Annotated in this window: 6 protein-coding genes; all 6 read left to right on the forward strand. The window is 67.1% G+C overall.

What is annotated here, in order from left to right; genetic code table 11:
* The first annotated feature begins 262 nt into the window (after positions 1–262).
* The 6 genes from WAX14_RS00390 to WAX14_RS00415 are packed head-to-tail and all read left to right on the forward strand — an operon-like array spanning position 263 to position 6,264.
* Complete coding sequence (locus WAX14_RS00390; RefSeq protein WP_422626123.1) at positions 263–439, forward strand: hypothetical protein; 177 nt, start codon at positions 263–265, stop codon at positions 437–439.
* Positions 440–476: 37 nt separating this feature from the next.
* Positions 477–2,012, forward strand: a complete 1,536-nt coding sequence (locus WAX14_RS00395; protein ID WP_422626124.1) for a sugar transferase — start codon at positions 477–479, stop codon at positions 2,010–2,012.
* 56 nt (positions 2,013–2,068) lie between these two features.
* A complete protein-coding gene (gene manA, locus WAX14_RS00400; RefSeq protein ID WP_422626125.1) occupies positions 2,069–3,304 on the forward strand; it encodes a mannose-6-phosphate isomerase, class I in 1,236 nt (411 codons plus the stop codon).
* Complete coding sequence (locus tag WAX14_RS00405; protein WP_422626126.1) at positions 3,301–4,455, forward strand: acyltransferase family protein; 1,155 nt, start codon at positions 3,301–3,303, stop codon at positions 4,453–4,455. Before manA ends, WAX14_RS00405 begins: the two co-directional genes overlap by 4 nt.
* A complete protein-coding gene (locus WAX14_RS00410) occupies positions 4,452–5,681 on the forward strand; it encodes a lipase family protein (RefSeq protein WP_422626127.1) in 1,230 nt (409 codons plus the stop codon). The genes WAX14_RS00405 and WAX14_RS00410 overlap by 4 nt, the downstream gene beginning before the upstream one ends.
* Before the next feature lie 31 nt (positions 5,682–5,712).
* Positions 5,713–6,264, forward strand: a complete 552-nt coding sequence (locus WAX14_RS00415; protein ID WP_422626128.1) for an acyltransferase — start codon at positions 5,713–5,715, stop codon at positions 6,262–6,264.
* Positions 6,265–6,465 lie beyond the last annotated feature (201 nt).

The following is a 6,465-nucleotide window of genomic DNA, read 5'->3' on the forward strand; positions in this document are numbered from 1 at the left end:
GGCCAAGGCGGCGGCGGAGCGATCGCTGACGGCAGCGAACGCGGCAGTCGCCCGACTGCGGAACGAGCGCAGCGGTGGCGACGTCGAGCGCAGCGGGCGCATGCGCGACTGACGGATCGGGTAGCGCTTTTCGGTCCGACGACGCCCGCCACGCTGCGTGCATCGACGTCGTGGTTCATCGGCCGTCGAAACATCGTGTCGCACAGCACAATCTGTCATCCGTTCGAACTACATGCGTCGCGGATGTGTCCGGCATTACACCATGATCTTGGAACCGGAGCTGCAATCCGCCTACCTGGGCAAGTCGGTGAGCCCGTGCGCGCTGATGGGCCGCCGACGCCGTGGCGGCGGCACCCGTTCACGCGATTCTCGTGTGAATCTCGGTAACAGCCAGCAAACTTGGCTCGATCTCATCCAGCGTAAGGGTGGGAACTGGTGACGGGGTCGCAGCGATGGCACGTCGAGGGGTGGAGACGATGACTCCGGAAACCGAGCACATGGCTGGACAGTGCCGAAGTGGTGCACATGATCAGCGCGACCGCGCACACGAGCAGGACACGGTCGAGGCAGTGGTGAGCGAGCGATGGAAGTGGCAGCGCGCCTACGTGAGCCGGCTGCGGTGGACGGACGCGGTGGTGGTTGTTCTGGCTGTCGCACTGGCACAGCAGATTCGATTCGGCGGTGTCGCCGAGTCGGTGAGTGGGGCCGGCGTGCACTCGAGCTACACCGTCGTATCGGTCGGTCTCGTGGCGGCCTGGCTGGTGATGCTGGCCGGGTTCCGCACCCGATCGACGCGTGTCATCGGTAGTGGCACAGACGAATACCAGCGGATCATCTCGAGCACCCTGTGGTTGTTCGGTGGCATCGCGATCGTCTCGCTGTTGCTGCGGATGGATCTTGCTCGTGGCTACCTCGCGATTGCGCTGCCGATCGGTCTGCTGGCGTTGCTGCTGAGCCGCTGGCTGTGGCGAATCGCCTACGCGCGCCGAAGGAATCGCGGTGAAGCACGTACGTCGGTGCTGCTCGTCGGTGACGAGGCGACCGTCCGGGTGGTCGGCCACACGTTCGCCGAGCGCGCCGAACACGGACATCACATCGTGGGGGCATATGTGCCCGGCGGTGTGGCAGCCCCCGGTGCCGTGCTCGATGTCGACGGGCGTGCTGTGCCACTGTTCGGTGACGACACCGACGTTCTCACTGCGGTGCGCGCGAGCGGGGCGGACACCGTCGCGGTCACTGCGGCGCAGGCTCTCGGCCCCGACGGCATCCGCGACCTCATGTGGCAGCTCGAACAGCACGACGTGGATCTGCTTGTCTCGCCGGGGATCAGCGGGGTATCCGGTCCGCGGCTGAATGTCCGGCCGGTGGGCACGTTGCCGTTCGTCAGCGTGGAACGTCCCACTTATCACGGTGCGAAGCGCAGCGGCAAGCGTCTGTTCGATCTGACTTTCGCCGTCGCGATACTGCTGGTGCTGGCTCCGGTCCTCGTGTTCCTCGCCCTCGCGATCAAGATCGACAGCCGCGGCCCGGTCTTCTACCGGTCCGAACGGATCGGCTTGAACGGAACCCCGTTCGGCATGATCAAGTTCCGGTCGATGGTCGTCGATGCCGACCGGCATCTGGCAGAACTGACCGCCTGCAACGAGGGCGCCGGACCGCTGTTCAAGGTACGAAACGATCCCCGGGTCACCAGGGTCGGGCGAGTCATCCGCCGCTACAGCCTCGACGAGCTGCCGCAGTTCTTCAACGTGCTGGCCGGAGACATGAACGTCGTCGGACCTCGGCCGCCGCTGCGTCGCGAGGTGGAGACCTACGACGGTGTCGTCGCCCGGCGTCTGCTGGTTCGACCGGGAGTGACCGGGCTCTGGCAGGTCAGCGGCCGGTCGGACCTGTCGTGGGACGACGCCGTGCGACTGGACCTGTCGTATGTCGAAAACTGGTCGATGGTCAGTGATCTGGTGATCGTCGCCCGCACCGTCAAGGCTGTCGTGTCCGCCGACGGCGCGTACTGACGCGGCAGCGCAACGAGTTTCGAGAGACAATCATCATGTACCAGGACAATGCACCCATGCTGCTGCGTGGACTCGTCCGGCACTACGATTGGGGATCGCGAACGGCGCTGGCCGAACTCACCGGTCGGCCGGTGCCGACGCCCCTGCCGGAGGCCGAATTGTGGTTCGGCGCTCACCCCACCGGGTCGGCCACCTTCGCCGACGGAAGCACACTCGCCGACCACATCGGCGCCGATCCGCGGACATTGCTCGGTCCTGCTGCCGACCGCTACGGTGCGGCTCTCCCGTTGCTGCTCAAGGTACTGGCGGTCGATCGCGCCCTGTCGATCCAGGTTCATCCCGGAGCCGAGCAGGCGCGCACCGGGTTCGTTCGGGAGGACGCCGCAGGAGTGCCCTTCGATTCGCCGCATCGGACCTATCGTGACGACCGCCCCAAGCCCGAACTCGTGGTCGCCCTGACCGAATTTGATGCACTCGCGGGGTTCCGCGACGAGGCGGACGTCGTCGCACTGTTCGATGCGCTCGGACTGCCGGAATTCGAGGATGATCGCGCGCGATTCGCCTCCGGTGGGCCGGCCGCGCTGTTGGCGCGCTGGCTGACCCTCGGTGCGCCGGAACTCACCCGGCTCCTGAACGCTCTCGTCGACGGTTGTCACCGTCTCGTGTCCGCCGGTTCGGGATTCGCCGGTGCCGGATTCGTGTCGGACGCCGCGACGATCGTCCGGTTGGCAGCGCAATACCCCGGTGATGCAGGGGTTCTCGTCGCGCTGTTGTTGCAGCACACCCGGCTTGCGCCCGGGGCGGGACTGTTTCTCGACGCCGGCGTGCCGCACGCGTACCTCCGCGGTGTCGCTGTCGAGGTGATGACGAACTCCGACAATGTGATCCGCGGCGGATTGACGACCAAACACGTCGATGTACCGGAATTGCTACGGATCACCCGATTCGGCACCGGTCCCGTTCCGATCGTCAATCCGGTTCCGGATCCGGACACCGACCGGGTACTGACCTATCCGACTCCGAATCCCGATTTCTCTTTGGCACGAATCGAACTCGGCGATGCGGACACTACGAACCTGACGTGCGCCGGGCCGGCGATCGTGCTGTGCACAGCGGGAAGCGTCACCGCCTCGTGCGGAGGAACCCTGGCGGCAGCCCGGTGCGGCGACGCCGTCTGGGTTCCGGCGGGTACCTCCGGTACACGGCGAATCGCACTCACCGGAAGCGGCACGCGCACCCAACTCTTCGCCGCGACGGTACCGTCGGCGGCGGCGCCGGAGGGTACCCGATGACGGCAGTCGAGGGATCGCGCGACCTGCGGATCGACGCCCTGCGCGGTGCCTGTGTGATCGCGGTGGTGCTCTACCACGTGTGCTCCTGGTCCGTCCTTCCCGCGTTCGAGGGCGGTGGATATCCCGTTGCGGCCGTGTGGGACACGGTGAACAAGGCGCTCGGTTCGACTCGGATGCCGGTGCTGTTGGCGTTGTCCGGACTGCTGGCCTCCCGGCGCATCCGGCTGGGATGGCAGGCGCGGGAGCCGTTCACCCGAGCCTTCGGACTGTTCTACCTCTACACGTTGTGGTTGGCAGTCCTCGCCGTGACCTACCTGGCGCTCGATGCGCTCGCCACGGAATCGACCGTCCCACACCATGTCGGCGGTGTCGCGGTGGCACGCGAACTCGTGCTGCCCACGACACCGCTGTGGTTCCTGTGGGCACTGGGTGTGTACACGCTCGTTCTCGCAGCCTGTGCCCGGCTCCGGCCGCACACCGTTCTTGTCACGCTCACCCTGGTGAGTCTGCTGACATCGGTGTTCCTGCAGGACGCCTCGCTGGCGTCGAAGGTTCCCCAGTACTTCGTGTTCTTCGCGGCCGGTGTGTACCTCGGTCCGCGGCTGTGGCCGCGGCTGGTCGCGATGCGAGGCTCCGTTCTCCTCGCACTGGTCGTCGTGCTGGTCGGGCTGCGCGCGGTGTCGGCGATGAGCCTCCCGCCGGCGGCCACCGCGCCACTGCTCCTCGTGGAGGGGTGCGTCGCGATTGCCGCCGGTGCCGGCGTCGTCGCGCGGATCGCTCGGTCCTCGATGTCGACCCGACCGCTCGTTGCGGTCGGGTCCCGCACATTCGCGGTGTACGTGCTGCACCTACCGGTGGCGCTCGCCCTCTACACCCTCGCCTACGCGCGCCCCGGATGGTTCGCGGAACGGTGGGGGCAGCTGCTCGAACTGCCCGTCTGGTGTGCGGTCGCACCCCTTGCTGTGACCGCCCTCGTCGTCGCGCTGAGCTGTGCCGTGCACGCGGGTGCGATGCGGTGGGGCGGTGCGTTCCTGTTCGAACCCCCGTCGTGGGTGGATGCGCTCGCCGAGCGGGTGCGTCCCGGCGCGACTGTGCCTCCGGCGAGCGTCGGCCGGCGAGAACCAATCTCGGGAAAGGATCGGATTCGATGATCCGGAGGAAGCTCCAGCACATCGCGGTGTGTGCCGCGGTCGCCGCCGCAGTCACGGCCGGCTGCTCCGGCGCGGACGCCGAGCCGATCGGTGTCCGCGCGGAGGGCGTGTTCACCGACGCACCACACGGCGATCAACGCGGTGCGATCGTGTCGACGGCGGACTTCGACGACATCGACACGCGTATCAGTGGTTCCGGTGCGACCGCGATGCGGGTCGAGTACCGCTCCACCCGAGGCTCGGATCAGGCGGGAACCGTGGTGTCCGGGACCGTGTTCACTCCGTCCGGCGACGTCCCCACCGGTGGCTGGACCGTGATGGTCCTCGCACACGCCACCACGGGTGTCGCGCAGGGCTGCGGACCGAGCAATTTCTCGGACCTGTTCGGCTCCGTCCCGGATGTGTTGCACTATCTCGGTCTCGGATTCGTCGTGGCGCTGCCCGACTATCAGGGTCTCGGTCCCGCGGACGGCACCGGTCGCGCGGACGGGACCGGCACGATGCCGTACCTGGAACCGGCGACCGTCGGCTACAACGTCATCGATGCCGTGCGTGCCGCCCGCAACGTGGTTCCGGATACGTCGATGCGGTGGCTCGCGGTGGGTGGTTCGCAGGGCGGTCAGGCCACGTGGGCGGCAAACGAACTCGCCGGCGATTACGGTGACGGACTGACCTTGCTCGGTACCGCGAGCCTCGCACCTCCGGTGGATCTGACCAGGTACAGCTGGCTCGTTCGCAACAATGCGCTCACCGCCGTCGAACGGACGTTCATGCCGTATCTGGTCGTCGGTATGCATTCCGCGCACCCCGACCGTGTCGCGGTCGACGACTACCTGCACGGAATCGTCCTCGACGAACTGCCGTCGATCCTGTCCTGTAGCAGCCGCACCGACACCGCGCGCAATTACGTCTACGCCCGCATGCAGAAGGACGACGTCGTTCCCGACTCGGAGGAGGCGATCCGCTTCCTCGAGGACTGGCTCGCCTCGATCCGAATGCCCTGGCAGCAGGCCGCGGCCCCGATGCTGGTGATGTGGGGTGGGCAGGATCCCATCGTCGCCCCCCAGTCGGTGCAGTCCGCGGTGGATCGGGCCTGCGACCTGGGCAGCACCGTGTTCGCGCAGGAACTTCCGAACGCCGGTCACGCGATGGAGGGTGCCGAACCGGTGGTCACGCAGTGGGTCGAGGGACGGATGGCCGGACACCCCGCGCCGGACAACTGCTGACCGGCTCACCGACGAAGAATCGAGAATGTACATGGAAATTTCGAAAGCCAAGGCACTGCGCGGTATTCGAAGGGTCGGGCAGCAAGGCTACAACATCGTCGTCACCTACGTGCCCTCACACACTGTGCGCCTCGGCTGGCTGCGGTTGTGGGGCGCGAAGATCGGCCGGGGCAGCGCGATCATGCGCGGCACCACCGTTCTGGACATCCGCTTCCTCGACATCGGCGACGCCGTCTCGATCGGAAGCCGGTGCCTGCTCGATGCGCGCGGCGGACTGGCCATCGGTGATGGTGCGGTGCTCGCCAGTGACGTGCACCTGATCGGGGCATACCACGTGATCGACTCCGACACGTTCGAATCGGTGGAGCAGCCCATCGTGATCGGCGATCACGCGTGGATCGCCAGCCGGGCAACCGTGCTGTGCGGCGTCACCATCGGCCGCGGCGCGGTGGTGGGGGCCTGCTCCCTGGTCCGGAAGGACGTCGCGGAGAAGGAGATCGTCGCGGGTGTGCCCGCCGTCCACCGCGGGGAGCGGACGTCGGCGCTGGACTACGACCCCACCTACCGGCCGCTACTGTTCTGAGGAGTATCGCGATGACGAACATCGACACACTCGCGGGCAAGCGTCTCGTCTACGTCGCGGCCGCCTCGGGTGTCAGTGTGCATCTGAAAACTCGGTGAGCATCGGCGTGTGACGGGCCGGATACCGGCGAACTCCTGGTAGGCCAGTGAGTGCTTACGTCCCTGCCCTACCAGGAGCTCACTTGCCATCATCGCCTATCAC

It is taken from the genome of Rhodococcus sp. (in: high G+C Gram-positive bacteria), assembly GCF_049299235.1.
Taxonomy (GTDB): domain Bacteria; phylum Actinomycetota; class Actinomycetes; order Mycobacteriales; family Mycobacteriaceae; genus Rhodococcus.

Bases quoted from the DNA above. Each gene is read 5' to 3' on its own strand.
- WAX14_RS00390 (WP_422626123.1), top strand. From the start codon at position 263: ATGATCTTGGAACCGGAGCTGCAATCCGCCTACCTGGGCAAGTCGGTG.
- WAX14_RS00395 (WP_422626124.1), top strand. From the start codon at position 477: ATGACTCCGGAAACCGAGCACATGGCTGGACAGTGCCGAAGTGGTGCA.
- manA (WP_422626125.1), top strand. From the start codon at position 2,069: ATGCTGCTGCGTGGACTCGTCCGGCACTACGATTGGGGATCGCGAACG.
- WAX14_RS00405 (WP_422626126.1), top strand. From the start codon at position 3,301: ATGACGGCAGTCGAGGGATCGCGCGACCTGCGGATCGACGCCCTGCGC.
- WAX14_RS00410 (WP_422626127.1), top strand. From the start codon at position 4,452: ATGATCCGGAGGAAGCTCCAGCACATCGCGGTGTGTGCCGCGGTCGCC.
- WAX14_RS00415 (WP_422626128.1), top strand. From the start codon at position 5,713: ATGGAAATTTCGAAAGCCAAGGCACTGCGCGGTATTCGAAGGGTCGGG.